Source organism: Pseudomonas sp. MH10, from assembly GCF_034353045.1.
Lineage (GTDB): Bacteria > Pseudomonadota > Gammaproteobacteria > Pseudomonadales > Pseudomonadaceae > Aquipseudomonas.
In genome coordinates this window covers 3,806,019-3,826,286 of sequence record NZ_CP133783.1, presented here as the reverse complement: position 1 = coordinate 3,826,286, position 20,268 = coordinate 3,806,019, and the positions used below count along the sequence as shown (strand labels likewise).

The window sequence follows — 20,268 nt, the reverse complement described above, 5'->3', positions numbered from 1 at the left end:
AGTGCGCCATTTTGAGCAACAAGTGCGCAAATAGTTGCGCAGTCTAAAACGGCTAGTGTTCGAACAGTTATTCAGGAGTACCGCTTGTGGAAAAACACGACCCCAATTCCTGCCGGGTATGTTTGAAATGACGCCTCAGCAACTCGCCGCCCGCGAAGAAATGCAAAAGCCCTTCCTGGCGGCAATTGCCCAAGGAGAGGCTCACCGGCAAGAGGTCTATCGCAGGGTGGAGGAACAGAAAAAACGCGAGCGCGCAAACAAGGTGCCGGTCTTCTTGACCATTGGTGTGTTCTTCGATGGCACCTGCAATAACGCCAGCAACACCGCGCAAGGCATTATGTGTGGCGCGCATCACCCGATTCAGCCGCAAGACCTCGACGCCAGTTGCAAGCCGTACATGGCGGATCCAGACAGCAGTTATGGGAATGACTCAAGCAATGTCGCGAAGTTGCATGATCTTTATCACGCCCCCGAGGCGCTAGAGCAAGGAGAACTGTGGGAGCAAAGTTCGTACGCCTACCGAAAAATCTACGTCGACGGCATTGGAACCTTGGTGGGCGAAAAAGACAGTAAGCTCGGTTCAAGCCTCGGGCGTGGTGAGACTGGCGTGGCAGAACGTGTGCAGTCGGTTTTCGGTGCGATAGGTCGGGTAGTTAATGATATTTATGAATTGGATACCCACAACGAAATCACCCATATCATCTTTGACGTCTTCGGTTTCAGTCGAGGCGCCGCAGCGGCCAGACACTTTGCCACAGAAGTCGCCAAAGTTCGCAACGGTCCCTTAGGCGTTGTGCTCAACAGCTATAAGATTGCATTCAGCCCGAAATTCATGGGCCAATACAAAAAACACATCCGCATTGGCTTTATTGGCCTGTTCGATACCGTGGCGGCTACGGGTGGGTTGAGTAACTTGCTGAATGTCAGCAGTTCAATTACCCCTGGGTTAAACATCGCGTTGCCACCGTCAGACTTCAGACACGTGGTGCAATTAGTAGCCCGCGACGAGTGTCGAGACAATTTCGCCCTTAATAAAATAGGCCCCGATCATCCTGAAATTATCGTGCCCGGAGTCCACTCGGACGTTGGAGGCGGCTATCGCGCCGAGGCGGACGAATGCGTGCTGATCACCCCCATGCAGGCGCTGACGGTCGCGGAAAACTGTGACGTAAAAACCACGTCCATTTACCACGATGCGCTGCAGGCCAAAATGCACATGATCGCTAAAGGCTGGCCCGCTGAGATGCTGGAGATTATTACCCCGCCCTCTACGGAGTTAGCGATCGACCCACAGGATCGACACGCTCCCCGACAAAAAAGAGTGTTTGCTGGTTTACAACTCAAGCGGACAGTTCGCGGAGAGTTATCGCGTGTTTATTTGCGGGTGATGCATGAGCTGGCGAAGCAGAAAAAAGTACGCTTTACCAATATTGAGGAGTTAGATCCAGATTACATCCTTCCCCCAGAGCTCCAGTCGCTGTGTGACCAGTTTGTCGCAGGTGAGTACGGTACCACTGCGGCCGAAGAGGCGCTTTTAAAACGGCGCTATATCCATACCTCTGCTCATTGGAACAACCCCGTGACTAAGCGAGATGGGACAGGCCTAAAGCTTTTTTACTTTAATGCACCAACTGCAAATGGCATACGCGTCCAACACCCACACGCAATCAAAGGTGAACGATGAAGATCAAGAAGTTGTGGGCATTATTGGGGTTAGTTCTGATCGCAGGATGTCAAGCAGCAGACCCATTGTCTGGCGTAAATGACCCCCATCACCCTTGGTGGGATTTACGGTTTTCTGCACCGTACTATATGACGGGTTGGGTCGAGATGAGCGCGGTGGTGGATATCAATAACCGATTCTTCCCACGCCGAGGTGGCGGCGGAATTGGTATTGAAGTTTTCCAGAACGACGATATCGAAGATGCTAGAGGATGGTCGGATACCGGCGGAAACGGAAGTTTTGTCACCGGCGCCGATCTCCCGAAACGGGTCTTCGTGCGCTGGCAATCCTCGGTTGAGCCCCAAACCTACCAAGGCTGGATAGAAATCCCGGAAGAAGCCCGACAACTGATGCGCCACTCCATCGCTCGACGCTGCGCCAAATACCCTGATCGCCCCGCTTCCTGGCACCCCAGCATGACCTTGGGACTTGCCCCCGGCGGTATTGTTCAAGTGTGGGTGTGGGACGAGTGTTTACACCGAGTCGCCTTTAACCGCGCTCAAGTCGAAGTCGAGCCTTTAGGCCCGTATCTGGGTAAATCAAACGGGCATTACTTTCAACAAACCAAAGATTCGAAGCAATACGTCGAACGCTTCGGCATTCCTTACGGCAGTTGGTGATCCCGGATGATTATCAGAAAACTCGTCGCATTACTGGGTCTAGCTCTGATCGCAGGATGCCAAGCCGCAGACCCATTGTCTGGCGTAAATGACCCCCATCACCCATGGTGGGATTTACGGTTTTCTGCACCAAGGTATATGACGGGTTGGGTCGAGATGAGCGCGGTGGTGGATATCAATAACCGATTCTTTCCACGCAGAGGCGGCGGCGCTATCGGCACCGGAGCTTTTCGGAACGACGGCATCGAATATGCCCATGGATGGGCGGATACCGGCGGAAACGGAAGTTTTGTCACCGGCGCCGATCTCCCGAAACGGGTCTTCGTGCGCTGGCAATCCTCGGTTGAGCCCCAAACCTACCAAGGCTGGATAGAAATCCCGGAAGAAGCCCGACAACTGATGCGCCACTCCATCGCTCGACGCTGCGCCAAATACCCTGATCGCCCCGCTTCCTGGCACCCCAGCATGACCTTGGGACTTGCCCCCGGCGGTATTGTTCAAGTGTGGGTGTGGGACGAGTGTTTACACCGAGTCGCCTTTAACCGCGCTCAAGTCGAAGTCGAGCCTTTAGGCCCGTATCTGGGTAAATCAAACGGGCATTACTTTCAACAAACCAAAGATTCGAAACAATACATCGAACGCTTCGGCATTCCTTACGGCAGTTGGTGATCCTACCGCATCTAAAAAAGTATCATTACTCCAAATTTAAGGAGCATCACATGAAAAGAATGACCTTTCTTATTTCAAGTTTATTCTAATGGCCTGTTTTCATCGGGAACAGACCTTAGCTAACGATCTCATCGGTAATTAATACTTGCAACGCGTGATGGAAATGGCTTCACAACTGTCGCTACAGAAAGGTAATAACTTTGAAGCCGTCGTTGAATAGAGGGTTCACAGGGGTGTTATGTCAAGATGCCTAAACGCCAGGTACTGGAGTAACGAACTTCATTGCCGCTGTTGCATATGTGTAAGAGCAACAAAGTGCTCAGGAATCACATACATCTCGGTTCCTGAATCATTTCTGAAATAACTCTGTTAATTTTGTATATAAGGAAAAGACACTCATGGCTACATCCAACAAATGGCTGATGTCCTCGTTTGCCTATTATCTCGACTTCTTTACCGTTCCGCTGTTCGTCTTCCTTATTTTCTGCATTGCACCTTTTCATCCCGGACAGGCGCTGGCCGGGCTATTAGCATGGTCGCTGGTCGAGTATTCGGCGCACCGTTTCTTGTTTCACTCGTTGTATCGCCGGGAGCATTGGACCCACCATATTGACGTGCTCGCTTACATCGGTATTTCCGGCTGGAAGACCAACTCGGTGAATGCCGTTTTGTTATTGCTCGCTTGGCTCACCGGCTTAACCTCCGTTTTTGCCGGGTTGCTGATCGGCTACTTCTGCTATATCTCGTTGCACTATGTGCTGCACCGTCCTCAACACTGGGCCTACCGTTTCATTCCTGGGCTGGTTGCCAATCACAACTTGCATCATCGCAAGGGAATAGAGAAGAATTTCGGCGTGACCTCTCCCCTTTGGGACCACGTCATGCGTACCTACGTACGAACTGAAGTTATTGACACTGTCGAGGAAGATTACATGACGTAGCACCGGACGAACCTGGCTGATCTATATCGCTGAATGTCTCAGAGTGAGCCATGGCTACGTAAAGGCCGATATTGGTGAGTTGGCCGTTGAGCTGTACCGCTGTACTTTTGGTATCAAGCGACTGGTGGTATTGCTGTTGAAGCCTACCTAAGAGTTAGTCGAAGAATCGCTTAATTTTTCTTTGACTCTGTCTTGTAGGTTTTACGCATCTCAGATCGGATCTCTTTATGGCTCAGATCAGCGGAGCGAAATAAGTCGTGGAGCGATTTGGCGATTTGGCGAAGCTCTGCGGCTAATGTGGATTTCATGTTCGGAGTCTCAAAGGGTAGCGTTTTTATATCTAGTCCCTTTTAGGTGGATTTTCAAGAGGGCGCGGCAGGGACGGTGCCGGCAGCTAGGCAGCTAGGCAGCTGGCGCTCAAACCCTAGCGCCAGGTAGGGAGACAGATATGGCTGAGTTTCCAGATCTCCAAAAGCAGTTGATGCTTTAAAAAACTAGGCAGCAAATGCGACCTCGTTTTGTACATTTTCTATTTACGCATTAACTTCCTTGTCAGGTTCAGCTAAGAGGCGCCGACGACGCATAAGGCGATAGGCTGCCGGGATGACAAACAGAGAAAGTAAAGGCGCCGTGACCATGCCGCCTACCATGGGCGCTGCAATGCGGCTCATTACTTCGCTACCAGTACCGCTGCCCAACAAGATAGGTAAAAGGCCTGCAATGATAACGACCACGGTCATGGCTTTGGGCCGAACGCGCTGCACAGCGCCTTCACGAATCGCAGCCACCAGCCCGCGCTCAGTGCTGTCGCCAAGGTCTTCACGTTCAGCCCAGGCGTTCTTCAGGTAGAGCAGCATGATCACGCCAAATTCGGCAGAAACACCGGCCAAGGCGATAAAGCCGACACCCGTGGCGACCGACAGGTTGAATCCCAATAGATAGAGGAACCAGGCCCCTCCAGTCAGTGCGAATGGCAGAGTGGCCATGATCAGCAACGCTTCATCAAAACGAGCGAACGTCAGGTAGAGCAGCACGAAGATGATCAACAGCGTGGCAGGTACCACCCGTTTGAGTCGTGCGTTAGCCCTTTCGAGAAACTCGAACTGTCCTGAGTAACTCAGGCTCATCCCAGGTTGCAACTTCACTTGCTCACTGACTACCCGGCGTAGATCGGCGACTACCGAGGCAATATCCCGTCCACGCACGTCGATATACACCCAGCCTGAAGGTCGAGCGTTCTCACTCTTGAGCATGGGCGGACCATCGCTGACCTTGATCTTCGCCACGGTACCTAGGGTGATCTGGCTACCCAGAGGGGTGTAAATCGGCAACTGCTCCAGAGCCCCGAGCGAGTCACGCCACTCACGAGGGTAACGTACGTTGATTGGGAAACGAGCCAGTCCTTCAATCGTCTCCCCGACGTTTTCACCGCCGATCGCGCCGGCCACGATCGACTGCACATCGGCGATATTCAGTCCATAGCGGGCCGCAGCTTTACGATCGATATCTACGTCAATATAACGGCCACCGGTCAGTCGTTCGGCCAACGCTGAACTGACACCTGGCACGTCCTTGGCCACACGTTCGACGGCTTGGGTGACGGCATCGATCTCCGTCAGGTTGGTACCGGCAACCTTCACACCAATCGGGCTTTTGATACCGGTAGCCAGCATGTCGATGCGGTTACGAATCGGTGGTATCCAGATGTTGGTCAACCCTGGGACACGCACCACTCGGTCAAGCTCCTCCACGAGCTTTTCCTGGGTCATCCCTGGGCGCCACTGCTCACGCGGCTTGAACTGGATGGTGGTCTCGAACATCTCCAGCGGTGCCGGATCGGTGGCGGTTTCGGCGCGACCCGCCTTACCGAAAACGTGTTCGACTTCGGGCACCGTTTTGATCAGGCGGTCGGTCTGTTGCAGCAGTTGCGCCGCCTTCTGCGCCGATAATCCCGGCAGAGCTGATGGCATATAGAGCAGATCACCCTCGTCCAGCGCAGGGAGAAACTCGCCACCCAAGTGAGAGATCGGCCAAAGCGTACTGAGAAAGACCAGTAGCGCAACCAACAAGGTGATTTTGGGCCGACGCAGCACCGCGTCCAAGGCCGGCTGATAGATCCTGATCAACCAACGGTTCAGTGGGTTCTGTTGCTCAGTGGGAATTCGTCCACGAATCCAGTAGCCCATCAACACCGGTACCAGAGTCACCGACAGTCCGGCGGCCGCCGCCATGGCGTAGGTCTTGGTGAACGCCAGGGGCCCAAACAGGCGGCCCTCCTGCGCCTCAAGGGTAAACACCGGAATGAACGACAGGGTGATGATCAACAGACAGAAGAACAGCGCCGGCCCTACCTCAACCGCAGCTTCGGTAATCACATGCCAGCGATGTTCGCCCTTAAGTTCTTCGTCGGGATGGGCCGCATACCAAGCCTCGATCTTCTTGTGGGCGTTTTCGATCATCACCACGGCGGCGTCGACCATGGCACCAATGGCAATGGCAATCCCTCCCAGGGACATGATGTTGGCGTTAATCCCTTGGTGACGCATGACGATGAAGGCAATCAGCACCCCAACTGGCAGCGAGATAATGGCTACCAGCGATGAGCGCAGATGCCACAGAAATATCCCGCAGACCAACGCGACGACAATGAACTCCTCGATCAGTTTGTGGCTGAGGTTTTCCACGGCACGGTCGATCAGCTTGCTGCGGTCGTAGGTGGTGACGATTTCTACCCCGGCCGGCAGACTGCCTTTGAGCTCGTCGAGTTTGGTCTTGACCGCCGCAATGGTTTCTCGAGCATTCTTGCCGCTGCGCAGAATCACCACGCCACCAACCGTTTCACCTTCGCCGTCGAGTTCGCTAATACCACGACGCATCTCTGGCCCCAGTTGAATTGTGGCCACATCGCCAAGAGTCACTGGCACGCCACCAGCCCCGAGTTTTAGCGGGATCGCCCGAAAGTCATTCAGTGTCTTCAGGTAACCGGAAGCGCGCACGATGAACTCGGTCTCCGCCAGTTCCAGCACAGCACCGCCGGTTTCCTGATTGGCCTTGCCAATCGCCTCGGTCACCTCAGACTGCGTGATGCCCAGGCTGGCCAGCTTGAGCGGATCGAGCTGCACCTGGTATTGCTTGACCATGCCGCCGACGGTGGCTACTTCTGCCACGTTCGGTAGGGTCTTGAGCTCGAATTTGAGAAACCAGTCCTGAAGTGCGCGCAGCTGCGCCAGATCATGGCCACCGGTGCGATCCACTAGCGCGTATTGATAGATCCAGCCCACCCCGGTGGCATCTGGTCCCAAGGCCGGTTTGGCCGTAGCCGGCAAGCGGCTTTGTACCTGGCTCAGATACTCCAGTACGCGTGAGCGAGCCCAATACAAATCGGTACCGTCTTCGAACAGCACGTAAACGAAGCTGTCGCCGAAGAAGGAGTAACCGCGTACGGTTTTCGCTCCCGGTACCGAGAGCATGGTGGTCGCCAGCGGATAGGTCACCTGGTTCTCGACAATTTGCGGCGCTTGCCCCGCGTAGGGGGTGCGGATGATTACCTGAACATCGGAGAGGTCCGGCAGTGCATCGATGGGGGTGCTCTGAACCGACCAGACGCCCCAGGCAGTGACGAACAGCGTGGCCAGCAGGACCAGGAAGCGGTTGGCCACAGACCAGCGGATAAGGGCAGCGATCATGGCTGGCCCCCTAGTTTTTCCAGACGCTCAACGCGCAAACCATCATCGGTTTGGCTCACTGCGATCCGAACCTTGTCTCCCAATTTGAGCCCTTGCATGAGCGCAGGGTCCGCCAGTGGGAAGGTCATGGTCATGCCCGGCATACCCAGCGTCTTGAAGGGACCATGGGCGAGCGTAACGTCTTTGCTATTGATCTGTAGGACTTGCCCCTGCGACTCATGAAGGGCAGCGGCTGCGGCTGTAGGTGCTGGCATTTCCAGCGTGCTTGCGACGATGCCCTTGAGGCTAGCCTCGGAGTCGAGCAGGAACTGACCTGATGAGACCACCTGCTGGCCTTCCTCCAGGCCTTTCAACACCACCGTCTTGCCTTCGTTTTCCTGCCCGAGTTGCACCTCTAGGGGTCGATACCGACCCGCGTCTTCGGCGAGCATCACCAGCGTGCGTCGACCGGTGCGGATGAGCGCCTCGCTCGGCACCCACAACACGCTTTGCTCAGTCGAGCGATTCAGGCGTACCTGCGCCGTCATACCCGGTCTGAGTCGTCCATTAGGGTTGGCCAGTTCGACCCGCACGCGAACGGTGCGGCTGTCCGGATTGGTTTCGGGAAGAATCGTGCTGACCACGCCTCTGAGCACAGTCCCTGGGAAGGCTGGCAGGCGTGCTTCGACCGTTTGACCGAGGACGATCGATTCCGTCTCCGACTCTGGAACGGCCACGGCTAGCCAGACGCTACTCAAGCCATTAACTCGAGCCAGAGTCTCGCCGGCCATCACGGTCATACCCATACGTACATCCAACTCTTGCAGCACACCGCTAATGGGACTGGTGAGCGTCAGGTTCGGCTGGACCTTACCGCTGCGCTCTACCTGGGTAATCAGCGCCGTCGGCATCCCGGTGAGGTGCAACCTTTGGCGTGCAGCCGCCAGCAAGTCAGCATCGCCATTGCGCTTCAATGCGAGGAATTCTTCCTGGGCTGCAGCCCATTCCGGTACCAGGATATCCGCCAATGGCGCATTAGCTTTGAGCACATCGCCGGGAGCACGGGCATAGACCCGCTCAACAAAACCCGAAGTACGCGCCTGAACCACGGCGACATTCCGTTCGTTGAACGCCAGCACGCCGACCACGTCCAGGCTGGAAGTGAGGACTCCACGGGTGACTGTCGCCAGGCGCATGCCGAGATTCTGGGTCAGGCTTGGATCGATGCTGATGGCTGCGCCGTTCGTTGCAGCATCAACGTATTGCGGCACCAGTTGCATGTCCATGAAGGGCGATTTGCCCGGCTTATCGAATTTCTGCTGCGGCTTCATCGGGTCGTACCAATACAGCACCTTGCGTTGGTCTTGTGTCTTGGGACTCTGCTCGGCGAGCGCGTCAGGCATTGCGCTCATACGCTGCTGAGCGAACCAGTAGCCGGCTGCAACGCCTAGGGCAACCGACAAGCCAGTCAACACAGCCGTTTTCCATATTCGAGTGTTCATAGGCTGGTTTCACCGTAATTGAAATACAAGCGCGCATTGGTCAGGGCTCGCTGTTCTTCGATGTCGACCTGTTTGAATCGGGCCTCGATGAGCTCACGTCGAGCTGCGACGACAGCCTTTAGGTCGCCTTTCCCTGCCCGGTAACTGGCCATGGTCAGTCCGACCTTTTCTTTGGCTAGGGGTACCAGGCTTTCCTGACTGCGGCGCACGGCACGATTCAGGCGTTCGTATTCGGCCAAATCCTCCTCCAGTTGCTGGGTTTTCTCTCGCACCATGACTTCACGCTCAGCCTCCAATTGGTTCAGTTCAGCGTGCTTGGCAGCGATCTTGGGATTTTGACGGGTGTCGGGAAACAGTGGCAGATCGAAACTGAACTGCACGCTGACCATGTCACCGAACCGACGGTCACGGTGTTGGTAATCGAGTTCCCAACTCCAGTCGGACTGCTTTTCCGCTTCGGCTTCACGCACCTTGGCTTGCGCCTCGCGAGTCATCGGCACAAAAGCGGTCAGCGCGGGGTGATGTTGCAGTTTGCGGGTGTAACCTGAAGTCTCGACGGGCCATTGCGGCAAACCACCAGTGGGTTCGTCGTTGGCCGCCTGCCCAATCCAGCGCTTGAGCGCAGCCCGGGCTTGAGCACGCAGGCGGACTAGGTCGTCCTGTTGATCCGCTAATTGAGCCGCCTCCTGCTTGGGTGTCACTGCATCGGCAGGTTGGGCACGACCACCGGCGATCTGTGCCCGAATGGTTTCGGTCAACAAACGATTTTCTTGGTAAAAGTCCTGGAACAGGACCTCTTTACGTTCGATGGAATAGCTGCTGATCCAAGCCAGTGCCGTGGCCTGACGGACGTTCAGGCGCTCGACACGACCTTCGGCCGCCGCTCGGTCAACAGCCGCGTCGGCAACGTCAATGCGCGCTCGGCGTTTGTCGCGGTTGGGTACTTCCTGCATGACCCCAACCATCTGCATGGTCATGAAGTCCTGGTCAATACTCCAGCGATTGGGGCCGCCAATAGGATAGTTCTGCAAGCCGAGTTTTAACTTCGGATCGGGTAGTTCGCCGGCTGGAATAGCAGCACTGCTGGCGGCGTGGAATTTGGCGGCTTGGGCGGTCAGTGACGGAGCGTTGTTTTCGGCCAACCGCAAAGCTTCATCGAGTGTCAATGTGCCCGCGAGGCTCGGCAATGCCAGTATGCTTGCCGCCAGGCCGGCCACGAGGGACCAACCTGTGCAATAGCACTTGGAGTTCATGTTCACGATTCCTGTGATGATCCACCGCGCGCTTCATAAAACATGCGCGCAGATATGCCATCCCGCTTACGCGGAATGAGGCTCAATGAGGTACAGGAATCAAGTACGGGGCGGTCGCCATACCCCTGAAGGGGTTTGTACTAGCAGGACGTGGCTGGGGAAGGACACAACGAGAGGGCTGGACAAGGTGAGAGGAGGCTTGATGATTGACACTTGCAGCATGCCGCCGGTTTTGCATTCCTGGCCTGGCTTGCAGGGTTTGCCAGAATCGGTGGGACTTTTCATGTCTTGGCAGCAATCCTGCCCCATACCATCGATCATCGCCATGCCCATGGATTTCATCGGGCATGGTTCAGTCGATGCCTGAACACCCGCCATCCCGCTGAGGGGAAGCGCCAAACTAATCAGGAAAATCAGGCAAAACCGTAGATAGCGTTTCATGGGCTGGAGTGTAGACGGTGCAAATGGCCGTTACAATTCACCGTTTAGACTTATTTATTGGCTATCGGAAAAACCGAAAAAGCGTGCGCTAGGATGTGCTCATTCTTTAACTGTCGGGATGAGTACAAACTGGACGCGCACCTCAAACCCTTGATCCCGGCCCGTCGCTGGTGAGGCCAGGGTCATGCTGGCGCCGACGCCTTGGACAATTGTTTGGGCAATTGCCAAGCCCAGGCCTGAACCGCTCGCGTCACTATTGCCCCGCACAAAGCGCTCGGTCAGGCGCCGCAACACCGGCTCTGGCACCGCCTGGCCGCCGTTGACCACTCGCAGCAATGCCTGATCGCCGAGGCTGACCTCGACCGGTTGATCGGCTGCGCCGTACTTCAACGCATTCTCGATCAGGTTACGCAACAGGATGCCAAAAGCGTCCGGATCAATCGCCGAGTAAACACTGGCCTGACTGGGCAACTGCAACGCGATGCGCTGCCCACCGCTGTGGTTCCACTCATCAACCCCATGGGCCAGCAACGGAATAAGGTCTTGGGGCGCTTCGGACAACAGCCCGCCGCCCTCGGCCTTGGCCAGTTGCATGAGTTTTTCCGAGAGCCGCGCCAGCTCCCGTAACGAGTTTTCGATCTTCGCCGCCCGCACGCGTAACGGCCCTTCGGGCGCTTCGTGGCGCAGGCGCTGGATCTGCGCCAACGTCGCCGCCAGCGGCGTGCGCAGTTCGTGGGCGCTGTTGGCAGTAAAGCTGCGCTCGGCCTCCAACGCCTTGCGCAAACGCTCAAGCAAATGGTTCACCGCGTCGGCCAACGGGTCGATTTCAGCCGGCAGCCGTGCCACTTTGATTGGTGACAGATCGCCCACACCACGCGCCTCCACGGCACGACGATAGGCCAACACGCTGCGCAGGCTGATGCGCACAAACAACCAGACGCCCAATAGGCTGATGGGTATCAGCGCTAACAACGGCAACAACAAGGCAAACAAGGCTTCACGAGCGGCTTCACGGCGATGGTCCAAAGGTTCGGCGATGTCGATAAACAGCGTCTCACGCAACGCACTTGCACCATACAGGCGGTATTTTTCAGTGGTGGAAAACCCTTCACTCGGCTGCTTGTTGAAGATCTTCGGGTCGGCATCGTGGGACTGCATCAAAATCTCGCCCTTGGCATCACGCACCAGGTACGTCAGGTATTCCTTGTGTATTTTCAGGGTGGCGACATGCTGCGCCTCACGGGGTGCTTCGCGGTTGCTGATTTCCAGCACGGCTAGGGGCAGGATGCGTTGTGCGGTCTCTTCCAAGGCGCTGTCGAACGCCTCGTTCAACTCATGTTGTACCACCAGCCAGGCGCCGACGGTCGCCCCCAGCCAAAGCAAGGTCATACCCAGCGTCAACCCGAGGCCGAGGCGTTTTTGCAGGCTTGACGACGACTTCATACCGACATCAGCCGGTAACCCATGCCACGCACGGTTTCAATCAGGTCGCGACCGAGTTTTTTACGCAGGCGACTGATATAGACCTCGATGGTGTTGCTCTCGATTTCGGCGCCAAAGGCATACAAGCGCTCTTCGAGCTGCGACCTAGACAGCAACGCGCTGGGGCGCTGAACAAAGGCTTCGAACACCGCCCATTCCCGGGCCGTCAGATCCACGGTCGCGCCGGCACGCTGCACCGTACGTGCGTTCATGTCGATCTGTAGTTCGCCGAGCTTGATCTGCGGATTGGGGTTGCCGCTGTAACGTCGGGCCACAGCCGCCACGCGAGCCGAAAGCTCAAACAGGTCGAACGGTTTGATCAGGTAGTCGTCGGCCCCGGCATTGAGGCCGGCGATACGATCGGATATCTGGTCCTGGGCGGTCAGGATAATCACCGGGGTCACGTTCCCGGCTGAGCGCTGCTGTCGCAAAAAGTCCAGGCCGCGACCGTCCGGCAGCATCAGGTCCAGCAGGATCAGGTCGTAAGGCGTGGTACGAACGCTGTTGCGAGCATGCTCCAGGCGTTGCACCCAATCAACGGCGTGGCCGTCATCGGCGATCTGCTCACGCACCGCCTCCCCCAGCCCGGGCGCGTCCTCGACCAATAAAACCCGCATCGGGTAACTCCTGTGATGGTTGTCGTGCAGCACCTTAACCGCCTTACCTGACGTGAGTCTGAAGTTTCAGCTCGTTGTCAGGAATGCACCTTAGGCTATGCCACAGACGCCGATCCGGCAGGAGACAGATCATGAAATCAGCTTTTATTGCCAATACCGCATTGTTGAGCGTGTTGCTCAGCGGCCACGCCTTGGCCGATGGCTACTGCAGCGAGCCGGTCAGTGACTGGCAACCACGGGAAACCTTGCGTCATCAGGTGGAGCAGCAATACGGCTGGAGCGTACAGCGCATCAAGGTCGACGACGGTTGCTACAAGCTCAAGGGCGCCGACCGCAAGGGCAACGCCATCGAAGCCCGCTATGCACCAGCCTCCCTGCGCCTGCGCACATTACAAGTCAATTTCGGTGACGACGGCGACGCCCGGGATTACCTCGCCGGATCCGTCTCCAAATGATCATTTCGGTTTTTCCCAGGGCTTTCAGGTTGCTGTCAGCCAACAGGTCCAGGCTCTGGCCACAACGCTCAAACAGGAAATCCTCATGAAAAAAATCATCGCTGCAACCTGCCTCGCCGGTGCCGTTGCCCTGCCGGGGCTGGCACAGGCCCGTGAAGTGACCCTGACCACCCAGCTCAAGGATTACGGCGGTAACGATGCGTACCTGGCGATCTATGTCACCGACGCCAACGGCCAATACCAGAAGACCCTTTGGGTCGCCGGCAAGAAGGCCAAGTACTACCGGCACTTGACCGACTGGGCCCGTGGCAGCGGCATGAATCCGAGCGAGTTTGACGGCGTCAGCGGCGCTAGTGTCGGCAGCGGACGCACCCTCAAAGTCAGCGTTGAACTGGCAGACACCTTGATCGACGCTGGGTATCAGATCCATATCGACAGCGCGGTGGAAAGCCAGCGCGAAGGCCGAGCCGACATCAGCGTGCCCCTGACCTCCAAGGGTTCGGGCAAGCCAGCGACCGGCAGCACTTACATCGACTCGTTCACTTACGACCTGTAGCACCCGCGATTTCTGGAGGCTGAACATGCTTCGCCAGTTCCATTCACTACCCGGTCTGATTGCCGCCCTGTTGGTCATGCTATTGGCCATCAGCGGCGCGGTATTGTCCGTTGACCCAGCGCTGGAGCGCCTGCACAGCAGGTCCATCGCTGTCGGGCAGCTCAATGTCGGCCAATTGGCCGGACGTGTCGCCAGTCACTTTCCGGGCGTTGAACAAATCCAGCGCACAGCGTCCGGGACGGTCATCGTCTACTACAACCAAGGCGGTCAGTCCGCTGCCGAAAAGGTCAACCCACTAACCGGTCTGGGCCTCGCACCTTACGAGCCGTCAGCCTTCTCACGCTGGATGAAAGACCTGCATCGCTCGCTGTTTATGGGCACACCGGGGCACGGGGTGTCGGGCGTTGGCGCACTGTTCATGTTGATGCTGTCTGTGTCCGGCGCATTGCTGCTGGCCCGACGCCTGGGCGGCTGGCGCAATCTGCTGCGGCCACTGCGCGGCACTTTCAGCCAGCGCTGGCACGCGGAAGTCGGGCGCTTGGCCATACTCGGGCTGCTGCTGTCGGCATTGAGCGGGCTCTACATGTCCGGCACCACCTTCGGTTTGATCGCTGACGGCAGTCAGAGCGAACCGGCCTTTCCCACCCACATCAGCGTCGGCCCGGCGTCGCCGGTGGCGAACCTGCAAGCCTTGCAGGCCACCGACCTGAATGACCTGCGCGAACTGGTCTACCCGAGCCCCGGCAACCCGCAAAATGTGTTTTCCCTGCGCACGGCCCAGGGCGAGGGCTACGTGGACCCGGCCAGCGGCACCTTGTTGTCCTGGCAAGCTCACGACTCGATGTACAACGTTTATCAACTGATTTACCAGTTGCACACCGGTGAAGGCCTCTGGTGGCTGGGCCTGCCGCTTGGCCTTTGTGCCCTCTGCGTGCCGTTGATGAGCGTGACAGGCATTCTGCTCTGGTGGCGCCGCCGCAAGGCCGGCCCGAACATCCGCCACAACAGCCCCGCCCATCGCGCCGACAGCGTGATTCTGGTGGGCAGTGAAAACAACAGCACCTGGGGTTTTGCCCAAACCCTGCATGATGCCTTGCACCAGGCTGGGCATAGGGTGCATAGCGCGGCGATGAATGAATGGAAAGGCGATTACCGCCATGCCCAGCGGCTGTTGATACTCACCGCGACCCACGGTGATGGTGACGCCCCGGCTTCAGCCTCGCAGTTCCTGACACGGCTCAACCAGGTCGGACTCAAACCCGGCCTGCCCTTTGCGGTACTGGGGTTGGGCGATCGACAGTTTGCGCAATTTTGTCAGTACGCCCATCAGGTGCAGAGCGCGATGGTGCAGGCCGGCGGCTCGCCGCTGCTGGGGCTGGAGACCGTCAACCGCCTGTCCTCCCAGGAATTTGGGCGCTGGGGCCACGCGTTGGCCGAAGCACTGGGGCATGACTTGACCTTGGTCCACACACCGGAGCAACCGTGCACCCATCAACTGGAGTTGACCGAATGCATCGTCTACGGTGAAGAAGTGAATGCTCCGACCCACGTCCTGCGCTTCAAGGCACCGAGTGATCTGCCGAGCTTTCAGGCCGGGGACTTGGTCGGGATTCTGCCACCGGATAATCCGGTCCCGCGCTTTTACTCGCTGGCCAGTAGCTCCGAAGACGGAGTGCTGGAAATCTGCGTCCGTAAACACGAACGCGGTGTGTGCTCACAGTTCCTGCATGGCCTGAACATCGGCGCGTCGATCGACGCCTTTATCCAGCCTAACCCGCAATTTCGTCCAGCGTCGGGCACGCACCCGGTAATCCTGATCGGCGCTGGCACAGGCATTGGTCCATTGGCCGGTTTTATCCGTAACAACAAGGCCCGACACCCGATGCACTTGTATTGGGGCGGACGTAACCCGACCTCGGACTTTCTCTACGAACCGGAGCTCACCCGTTATCTGGCGGACCGACGCCTCACCGAATTACGCGCCGCTTTTTCCCAGGTTCAAGATCACAGTTACGTGCAAGACCGACTGATCAGCGATGCGCTGGCTTTGCGTCGGTTGATTGAAAAAGGCGCCCAAGTATTGGTGTGTGGCAGTCGAAAAATGGCCGAAGGCGTGATGCACGCCCTGGATGAAGTGTTGGCACCGCTCAACCTGAGTGTGCTGACCCTCAAGGCACAAGGACGCTACCGTGAAGATGTCTACTGAGGTGCAACGCTACAGCATAAACGGCGAGACCATGGGCACGCGCTACACCGCCTTGTTCTATGCGGAGGCCGGGATCGACACGAGCGAAATCGCCCAGGCCCTGGCACACGTCGTAGGCCGGGTGGACCAGCAAATGTCCATCTGGAAACCCGATTCCGACCTCTGCCGCCTCAACGCCGGCCCCGAGCAGGAATGGCTGTCAGTGCCCAAAGAGCTGACCACAGTGCTGTCTGCCGCGCTGCGGGTCAGTCAGCAATCTGCCGGCGCCTTCGACATAGCTGTCGGTGACCTGGTGGATGCCTGGGGGTTCGGTCCCGGCGAACAATCCATCACGGAGCAAACCCTCGGGGCGGCACCACCGCGAGCGCAACTGTCCGCCAGCGCCGCGCTAGTGATTGACCCTCAACGCAATCAGGTACGCAAACGTGGGCCACTGAACCTTGATTTAAATGGCATCGCCAAGGGCTTCGGCGTCGATGAACTGGCCCGTTGCCTGGAAGATTTTGCCATCACTTGTTATCTGGTTGGCATCGACGGCGAGATGCGCGCCAGAGGCGTGAAACCTGATGCTCAGCCCTGGGTCGTGGCCATTGAAAAACCCCTCCGTGGCGTACGTGAAGTGATGGGTGTCATGGAGCTTGGCGACGCCGCCATCGCCACATCAGGGGACTACCGACATTGGGTGGATGTAAGTGGGCAATCCTACGCCCACAGCATGAACCCTGCCACCGGTGCGCCGCTGTGTAACCCGCTCGCGGCCGTCACCGTGGTGGCGGCTTCGTGCATGCTTGCCGATGCCTGGGCCACGGCGCTGATGGTGCTGGGCGAAATCGAAGGGCCACGGCTGGCTCAGAAGCGCGGGATGGACGCATTGTTCGTGCTGCATGACGGTGAACAGTTCAAGGAAATATCCATTGTCGGCGGCCACTTGCAGGCGCAGATTGAAACCCGTCCGATATGAATCACCCAATGACAATGAGTCCAGTTAAACAATGAAATTCATGCACAGGCACACCGAGTCTCATCGCAGCGATCGTATCGGCTGGCTGCGTGCCGCCGTCCTGGGGGCTAACGACGGGATCGTCTCCACCGCCAGCCTGTTGATCGGCGTCGCCGCAGCCAACGCCACTCATTCAACGTTGCTGGTGACGGGTATGGCCGGGCTGGTGGCAGGCGCCATGTCAATGGCGGCAGGTGAATACGTTTCCGTGCACTCTCAGGCGGATACCGAACGGGCAGACCTGTCCCGGGAGCGGGCAGAACTGGCCAGCGACCCGAAAGCCGAACACATCGAACTGGCGAACATTTACATGCATCGCGGTGTATCGCCTGAACTGGCACATCAGGTAGCCGGTCAATTGATGGCCCATGATGCCCTGGGCTCTCACGCCCGGGATGAACTAGGCATCAGCGAAGCACTCACGGCCAAACCATTGCAGGCCGCCCTCGCCTCGGCCGCAAGTTTCGTGGTGGGGGCCGCGCTGCCGCTGGCGGTGATTATCATCGCGCCAGCCCACAGCGTTGTGCCGTGGATCTGTGGCATGTCACTGGTTTTTCTCAGCAGCCTGGGGGCTGTTGCGGCCAGGGCCGGCGGTGCCAGCGTATTGACCGGCGCCTGGCGCGTGACGATGTGGGGTGCACTGGCCATGGGCATTACAGCACTGGTGGGATCTGCGTTCGGGGCAGTGGTTTAGTTTGTTGCCAATCTCCAAAATGATCATCCCGCGTCTGACATAAATCAAACACGAACCGCTCATCTACGCCGACATAGAGCGTCAGAACGGCTCTCATTGAGTCTGCTGATTGCCTTGGTGGTGGGTTCAATGATCGGCAGCGGTATTTTCAGCCTGCCAACCGACATTGGATAACGGGGTGTTTGCCTATGCCCGGCATTGGGTGGCGAGTTTTTTGGTTTAAATTCGACCAGGGCTACTGGACCAGTGACTGGATTGGCAAGGTTAGCTACCTGGTCATTGAGTTCCCAGCGCTGAGTTACTTCTTCGCGCTGTTTGGTGAAGGCAATAACAAAACGGCGATTGCCGGAGCGTCTGTGGTGCTTTGGTCATTGCACTTGAGATCCTCAATGGCATGCGCACAGCGCCCCGCCGCACTGCTTATTCTCGCCCCGCAGCAAGCAGCTAGGACAATTAGGTCATGCGAGATAGCTGACGAAACATACCTAACTTACCCGATGCATAAGACGAAGCAGGAAATCTGGAAAAATGGCAAATACTAAAAATAACATCCCAATAAAATCAGTTTGTTATCCATTTTTATAGTCTATATCGCCACGACTCACTCCACCGTCACCGATTTCGCCAAGTTACGCGGTTGGTCCACGTCCGTGCCCTTAAGCACCGCGACGTAATACGACAACAACTGCAGGGGGACGGTGTAGAGGATCGGCGCCAGGGTGTCGATGATGTGCGGCATGGCGATGACGTGTGTGCCTTCGCCGTTGGTCATGCCGGCATGTTCGTCGGCGAAGACGATCAATTCACCGCCGCGCGCGCGGACTTCTTGCAGGTTGGATTTGAGCTTCTCTAACAGCTCGTTGTTCGGTGCCACGGTGACGACGGGCATGTCGCTGTCGACCAAGGCCAACGGACCGTGTTTGAGTTCGCCGGCTGGATAGGCTTCTGCGTGGATGTAGGAAATCTCTTTGAGCTTGAGCGATCCTTCCATGGCCACCGGGTACATCGCGCCACGCCCTAAAAACAGGGTGTGATGCTTCTCGGCAAACAGCTCGGCGACTTTTTCGACAGTGCTGTCCATGGCCAGTGCTTCACCCAGACGGATTGGAAGGCGGCGCAGCTCTTCGACCAATTCTGCTTCGACGCCCTCTTCCAGCGTGCCTTTGACCTGCCCAAGGGCAAGGGTCAGTAGCAGTAAGGCAACCAGTTGGGTGGTGAAGGCTTTGGTGGAGGCGACGCCTATTTCCGGGCCAGCTTGAGTCAGCAGGGTCAGGTCAGACTCACGCACCAGCGAACTGATGCTGACGTTGCAGATAGCCAGGCTGGCGAGGAAACCCAGTTCTTTGGCGTTGCGCAGTGCGGCGAGGGTGTCGGCGGTTTCGCCCGATTGTGAGATCGACACAAACAGCGTGTCGGGTTGCACGACGACCTTGCGGTAACGGAACTCACTGGCGACTTCGACCTGACACGGAATCCCGGCCAAACCTTCCAACCAGTAACGGGCGACCATGCCCGCGTGGTAGCTAGTACCACAGGCCACGATCTGCACGTTGCGCACTTTGGCAAACAGCTCGGCCGCCTGTGGACCAAATGCTTGAACCAATACCTGATGTTGGCCCAAACGCCCTTCAAGGGTGCGCTGTACCACTTTCGGTTGTTCGTGGATTTCCTTGAGCATGAAATGGCGGAATTTACCTTTGTCAGCCGCTTCCGCACCCTCATGGTATTGAACGATTTCGCGCTCGACCGGCAAACCATCAACGGTCCAGATCTGCACGCTGTCGCGACGAATCTCAGCGATGTCGCCTTCTTCCAGGTACACGAAACGGTCAGTCACTTGCCGAAGCGCGAGCTGGTCTGAGGCCAGAAAGTTTTCCCCCAAGCCCAAACCGATGACCAACGGACTGCCACTGCGGGCGGCGAGCAAACGGTCAGGCTGTTTGGCACTGATGACCGCTAAGCCGTAGGCACCGTGCAACTCTTTGACGGCGGCCTTCAGCGCGATGGCCAAATCACCTGAGTCTTTATATTTGTGGTGCAAGAGGTGGACGATGACTTCGGTATCGGTGTCTGAGGTAAAGACGTACCCCAAACCCTTGAGTCGGTCGCGAAGTTCTTCGTGGTTTTCGATGATGCCGTTGTGCACGACCGCCAGTTCATCCGCAGAAAAGTGCGGATGCGCGTTACGTTCACATGGCGCGCCATGGGTGGCCCAGCGGGTATGTGCAATGCCGAGACGGCCAATCAGAGGTTCGCCAGCGAGCGCCTGCTCAAGCTCAGCAACCTTGCCCGGTCGACGGCAGCGCTCCAGCTTGCCAGCGTTGGTAAAAAGCGCCACGCCAGCGCTGTCGTAGCCACGGTATTCAAGGCGCTTGAGGCCTTCGAGCAAGATGGCAGTGATATTGCGCTCAGCAACAGCGCCGACGATTCCACACATGGTTCTC

At 57.4% G+C, this 20,268-nt stretch carries 17 protein-coding genes; 10 read left to right on the top strand and 7 right to left on the bottom strand.

Features of this window, described 5'->3' with window-relative positions; all coding sequences use genetic code 11:
• Positions 1 to 127 precede the first annotated feature (127 nt).
• From RHM59_RS17020 to RHM59_RS17005, 4 genes are all read left to right on the top strand, one after another.
• Positions 128 to 1,684 carry a T6SS phospholipase effector Tle1-like catalytic domain-containing protein gene (locus RHM59_RS17020; protein WP_322224811.1) on the top strand — a complete coding sequence of 519 codons (1,557 nt, stop codon included), beginning with the start codon at positions 128 to 130 and terminating at the stop codon, positions 1,682 to 1,684.
• A 2-nt stretch (positions 1,685 to 1,686) separates the two neighbouring features.
• On the top strand, positions 1,687 to 2,343 hold the full coding sequence (locus RHM59_RS17015) for a DUF2931 family protein (RefSeq protein WP_322171288.1): 657 nt from the start codon (positions 1,687 to 1,689) through the stop codon (positions 2,341 to 2,343).
• 12 nt (positions 2,344 to 2,355) lie between these two features.
• Positions 2,356 to 3,012 (top strand): DUF2931 family protein, encoded by a 657-nt coding sequence (locus RHM59_RS17010; protein ID WP_322286717.1) that lies wholly within the window; start codon positions 2,356 to 2,358, stop codon positions 3,010 to 3,012.
• 398 nt (positions 3,013 to 3,410) lie between these two features.
• Positions 3,411 to 3,953 carry a sterol desaturase family protein gene (locus RHM59_RS17005; protein ID WP_322224809.1) on the top strand — a complete coding sequence of 181 codons (543 nt, stop codon included), beginning with the start codon at positions 3,411 to 3,413 and terminating at the stop codon, positions 3,951 to 3,953.
• Between the two features lie 533 nt (positions 3,954 to 4,486).
• Here RHM59_RS17005 and RHM59_RS17000 read toward each other — a convergent pair.
• From RHM59_RS17000 to RHM59_RS16975, 6 genes are all read right to left on the bottom strand, one after another.
• Entirely contained in the window at positions 4,487 to 7,639 is a 3,153-nt protein-coding gene (locus RHM59_RS17000) for an efflux RND transporter permease subunit (protein WP_322224807.1), read from the bottom strand.
• Entirely contained in the window at positions 7,636 to 9,120 is a 1,485-nt protein-coding gene (locus tag RHM59_RS16995) for an efflux RND transporter periplasmic adaptor subunit (protein ID WP_322224805.1), read from the bottom strand. The genes RHM59_RS17000 and RHM59_RS16995 overlap by 4 nt, the downstream gene beginning before the upstream one ends.
• Complete coding sequence (locus tag RHM59_RS16990) at positions 9,117 to 10,373, bottom strand: TolC family protein (protein WP_322166801.1); 1,257 nt, start codon at positions 10,371 to 10,373, stop codon at positions 9,117 to 9,119. Before RHM59_RS16990 ends, RHM59_RS16995 begins: the two co-directional genes overlap by 4 nt.
• Positions 10,374 to 10,472: 99 nt before the next feature.
• Positions 10,473 to 10,814, bottom strand: a complete 342-nt coding sequence (locus tag RHM59_RS16985) for a hypothetical protein (protein WP_322166802.1) — start codon at positions 10,812 to 10,814, stop codon at positions 10,473 to 10,475.
• Positions 10,815 to 10,913: 99 nt separating this feature from the next.
• Positions 10,914 to 12,257: a HAMP domain-containing sensor histidine kinase gene (locus RHM59_RS16980; protein ID WP_322224803.1), complete on the bottom strand. Its 1,344-nt coding sequence runs from the start codon at positions 12,255 to 12,257 to the stop codon at positions 10,914 to 10,916.
• Positions 12,254 to 12,913 carry a response regulator transcription factor gene (locus RHM59_RS16975; RefSeq protein ID WP_322166804.1) on the bottom strand — a complete coding sequence of 220 codons (660 nt, stop codon included), beginning with the start codon at positions 12,911 to 12,913 and terminating at the stop codon, positions 12,254 to 12,256. The genes RHM59_RS16980 and RHM59_RS16975 overlap by 4 nt, the downstream gene beginning before the upstream one ends.
• Positions 12,914 to 13,044: 131 nt before the next feature.
• Between RHM59_RS16975 and RHM59_RS16970 the strand changes: the two genes are divergently transcribed.
• The 6 genes from RHM59_RS16970 to RHM59_RS16945 all read left to right on the top strand — a co-directional run bounded on the left by RHM59_RS16970 (position 13,045) and on the right by RHM59_RS16945 (position 18,366).
• Positions 13,045 to 13,368, top strand: a complete 324-nt coding sequence (locus RHM59_RS16970; RefSeq protein WP_322166805.1) for a PepSY domain-containing protein — start codon at positions 13,045 to 13,047, stop codon at positions 13,366 to 13,368.
• 85 nt (positions 13,369 to 13,453) lie between these two features.
• Positions 13,454 to 13,924, top strand: coding sequence for a DUF2271 domain-containing protein (locus RHM59_RS16965; protein ID WP_322166806.1), 471 nt, complete (start codon positions 13,454 to 13,456; stop codon positions 13,922 to 13,924).
• 25 nt (positions 13,925 to 13,949) lie between these two features.
• Positions 13,950 to 16,130, top strand: a complete 2,181-nt coding sequence (locus RHM59_RS16960; protein ID WP_322224801.1) for a PepSY domain-containing protein — start codon at positions 13,950 to 13,952, stop codon at positions 16,128 to 16,130.
• Positions 16,120 to 17,091, top strand: coding sequence for an FAD:protein FMN transferase (locus RHM59_RS16955; protein ID WP_322286716.1), 972 nt, complete (start codon positions 16,120 to 16,122; stop codon positions 17,089 to 17,091). Before RHM59_RS16960 ends, RHM59_RS16955 begins: the two co-directional genes overlap by 11 nt.
• A gap of 31 nt (positions 17,092 to 17,122) precedes the next feature.
• Positions 17,123 to 17,824 carry a VIT family protein gene (locus tag RHM59_RS16950; protein WP_322166808.1) on the top strand — a complete coding sequence of 234 codons (702 nt, stop codon included), beginning with the start codon at positions 17,123 to 17,125 and terminating at the stop codon, positions 17,822 to 17,824.
• 188 nt (positions 17,825 to 18,012) lie between these two features.
• Positions 18,013 to 18,366: a hypothetical protein gene (locus tag RHM59_RS16945; RefSeq protein WP_322224799.1), complete on the top strand. Its 354-nt coding sequence runs from the start codon at positions 18,013 to 18,015 to the stop codon at positions 18,364 to 18,366.
• Positions 18,367 to 18,425: 59 nt separating this feature from the next.
• Here RHM59_RS16945 and glmS read toward each other — a convergent pair whose 3' ends face one another.
• Positions 18,426 to 20,261 (bottom strand): glutamine--fructose-6-phosphate transaminase (isomerizing), encoded by a 1,836-nt coding sequence (glmS, locus tag RHM59_RS16940; protein WP_322184491.1) that lies wholly within the window; start codon positions 20,259 to 20,261, stop codon positions 18,426 to 18,428.
• Between the last annotated feature and the right edge of the window lie 7 nt (positions 20,262 to 20,268).